Source organism: Acidovorax sp. KPB24-07 (genome assembly GCF_057543315.1).
This window is the reverse complement of sequence record NZ_BAAJYS010000327.1, coordinates 1-3,692: the sequence shown is the minus strand read 5'-3', so window position 1 is coordinate 3,692 and position 3,692 is coordinate 1. Positions and strand designations below refer to the sequence as shown.

Annotated in this window: 2 protein-coding genes; one reads left to right on the top strand and one right to left on the bottom strand. The window is 67.1% G+C overall.

The annotated features are described in order from the left end of the window. Nucleotides 1-2,391, bottom strand: a 2,391-nt coding sequence (locus tag AC27IQ_RS20240) for a bifunctional glycoside hydrolase/polysaccharide deacetylase family protein (protein WP_487090565.1), incomplete at its 3' end; no start/stop codon positions are given. 406 nt (nt 2,392-2,797) lie between these two features. Here AC27IQ_RS20240 and galE point away from each other — a divergent pair. Continuing rightward, a partial coding sequence (galE, locus tag AC27IQ_RS20235; RefSeq protein WP_487090564.1) for a UDP-glucose 4-epimerase GalE occupies nt 2,798-3,692 on the top strand: 895 nt, incomplete at its 3' end.

Genomic DNA, 3,692 nt, shown 5'->3' with positions numbered 1-3,692 from the left:
GCCGAGCACGGGGGGCAGGCGCAGCGTGCGCAGCTCGCCGTCACCGCGCACGCGCCAGCCCGCGCCGTCGCGCGCCAGCGCGTAGGTGTGGAAGTCGCGCACCTTGCGGATGAACTCCGAGGCGAACACCGGGTGCAGCGGCTGGGCCACCGCCCAGTCGTACACCTTGCGCAGCACGTTGAGGCCGGCGCGCTTGGTGGTGGAGTACACGTGGTAGTAGATGTCCACGGGCTTGATGCGGCGGGGCGTCTCCGTCATCTCGAAGCTCTGCAGCACCTGCTCGTAGCCGTAGTAGGGGCCGCGCCACAGGTTGGTGTAGATGTTCTCGTTGGTGATGGGCGCGTACACCTGCAGGTAGCCGTTCTTCTGGATGCCGTGCGCCCCTACCGCGGTGAGCGATGGGTTGGTGCGCGTGATGGACGTGTCGCCGCCATTCATGTTGAGCAGGCCCGCCCGTTCGGTGATCTCCAGCGCCTCGGCGCCGGGCGCGGTGTCGCCCGACCACAGCAGGATCTTGACCTTCTTGTCCGGCGGCGCCAGCCGGGTGTTGATGTATTCGGTCGAGCCCACGATCTCGCGTTTCAGGTCCATGGTGTAGCCGGGAACGTCCAGGCTCATGGCGGCTTCCGAGTTCTCGCTGAACAGCCCGTGGCGCACGCTGCGGTCCCACAGGAAGGGGTGCGAGTAGGTGTGGCTGGCGATCTCGACGTGCGGCAGGCGGAACATGCGCCGCGCGATGTCCTCCAGTTCCTTGCTCATCTCCGGGTGCAGGCCGTGCGGCGCGATCTCGGCCTCGATCACGGACATGGTCTGCGGCACGGTGCGGTATTTCTCGAACACTTCCTTGAGCAGCACCAGCCCGGCGTTGGGGCTGCCCGGCAGTTCGGCCAGCGAGGGGAAGCCGTCGCCGTCCACGTGCGAGAACATCAGCCGGCGGCCGTTCTCGGTGGTCACGTCCGGCACGGGAATGGGCGGCAGGCGAAGCGCCTGCGTGAGGAAGGCGAAGGGGTCCACCACCCAGCGCGCGTAGTCGGTGCCCGGCACCTCCACCACGACGAAGGGGTCCACCACGAAGCCGCCCCAGGGCATGATCGCGCCGCCGACGAAGGACTGGCCGCGCTGGTCCTTGAACTCCACCAGCGAGCGGCCCGCCTGCACCGGCACGCCGTTGCGCATGACGGGCTCGAACTGCGCCCGGGCCGCCGGCTCCACCGCCATCTCGAAGCCCATCATCGGGTCCTGGACCACGGGCTTTTGCGTGCCGCGCGGTGGCAAGGCATTGCCCTGGATGCCCAGTTTGTCGTTGAGCTGGCGGTCCAGCGCGAAGCCGAAGTTGCCGAACACCGCCAGGGGCGTGCGCTCGGCCAGCCGGGCCTGCAGCCACTGGTTCATGGCCTTGGTGCGGGTCTCGGGCAGGAAGCCGGAGAACCACGTCACGATGCCCGCGTAGCGGTCCTGGTACACGCCGGCGGGCAGTTCGTTGCGCACGTCCGCATAGTCCACCACGTAGCCCATGTGGTTGAGCGGCATCTGCAGGAAGCGGTGGGCCGCGGCGTAGTTCAGCGCCGGGCTTTCGCCGCCGTAATAGACCACCAGCACCCGCCGCGGCACCACCTCGATGCTGCCGATGCCGACGGTGTGCACCTGGCTGTCCGTCACCCAGGGGATGAAGCCCAGGTCCTTGATCTTCTGCGCCGTGGCGCGCGTCAGCTCGCGGTCCGCGGGCGGCACGTAGTCGATGGCCAGCACCGGCAGGCCGTCGCGTTCGCGGATCGTGCGCAACTGGCCCAGCAGCCATTCGCGGTCTTCGGCCTTGACGGGCTCGTAGCGCTGGGCGCCGGCGTTCCAGCCCTGGTACAGCGACTCGGCCGCCACCATCTGGATCTTGTCCTTGACCCGGGGCACGATCTCGAAGCCCCGGTTCAGGATGAGCTTGATGCCGGGAAAGCGCTGGTGCAGCAATTCGATCACGCGCACGATGCCGGCCTGCTGCGCCGCCTCGTCGAACTGGTTGGCGAGCCGGTACGAGTCGAGCGTGTCCAGGAAAAAGCCGCGGTAGCCGCTTTGCCACAGCGGGCCGACCACACGGGAGGCGAAGAACTCAGGCCAGTCGGCCGGCGTCTGGTCGATCACCTCGGAATTCCAGGCGCCGTTGCGGGCCAGCTTCCACGCCGCGGGGATGTCGCTGTAGTAGGGACGGGACGACTGCACCTCCGCCACCGAGACGTAGGCATACAACTCGCTGCCGCTTTGGCGGTAGGCCACGGGGTCCTGGCCATGGCCGGGTTCGACCACCACGATGTCGAACACCTTCAGCTCCGACAGCGGGGCGGCCGGACCGTAGTGCAGCGCTACCGCTGGCGCAGCGGCCCACGCCCAGGTTGGCAGCACCAGGAATAGGCTTAAAAAACAACAGTCGAAGCGTGGTTGGCACAGCAGGCAAAGGTGGGAAGGCAAAAGAAGAAGCGGTTCGGATGCAGGTGACCTCGTTCGGATCATTGGATCGGCAGCCGTGGAAGCGGAGGGTGCTTCCATTGGATGTTGGTACTTATAGACACATTGGCATGGAAAAGGGAGATGGATACACCTTTGTATTAATAAAAACAATCGACACAATAGCTTTCATTTGCCCTGATTTCACACCGATGGCGGCGCCGGAGTTAAATACCAGGGCGCTTCGCTGTTGCAGGGTTGACGCACTGTCGTTTTTTGTGGTGCCGGGTTGAGGCCCGTTTCCAGGCTGGCACCACACAGGTACGCACGGCGGGCCGTTGGGTTTCAAAAAAGGAGAAATTTCGTGATCCTCGTCACAGGCGGGGCCGGTTTCATCGGCTCCCACACTTGCGTCGCGCTGGCCTCCGCCGGCATTCCCTATCTCATCCTGGACAACTTCGGCAACAGCCGCCGCTCGGTGCTGGACCGCCTGGCCCGCATCACGGGAAAGGCGCCCGAATGCATCGAGGGCGACGTGCGCGACGAGGCCCTGCTGGCGCGCATCTTTGCCGAGCACCCCATCGAGGCCGTGGTGCATTTCGCGGCGCTCAAGGCGGTGGGCGAGTCGGTGCGCCAGCCGCTCGCGTACTACGACAACAACGTGGCCGGCACCGTGGTGCTGCTGCGGGCCATGCAGAAGGCGGGGGTGCGGTCGCTGGTGTTCTCCTCCTCGGCCACGGTGTACGGCGAACCGGCCTCGGTGCCGATCCGCGAGGATTTCCCCCTGTCAGCCACCAACCCCTACGGCTGGACCAAGCTCATGATGGAGCAGGTGCTGGCCGACGTGGATGCGGCCGAGCCCGGCCAGTGGCGCATCGCGCGGCTGCGCTACTTCAACCCCGTGGGCGCCCACGAGAGCGGCCTGATCGGCGAAGACCCGCAGGACGTGCCCAACAACCTGCTGCCCTACGTGGCCCAGGTCGCCGTCGGCATGCGCGAGAGCCTGAGCGTCTACGGCGACGACTACCCCACCCCCGACGGCACGGGCGTGCGCGACTACATCCACGTGTGCGACCTGGCCGACGGCCACGTCGCAGCGCTGCGCTACCTGCGCGAGCACCCCGGCCTGCTCACCGTGAACCTGGGGACGGGCCGGCCCGTTTCGGTGCTGGAGATGGTGCGCGGCTTCGAGCGCGCGAGCGGCCGCCCGGTGCCCTACCGCGTGGTGGCGCGCCGGCCGGGCGACGTGGCCCAGTGCT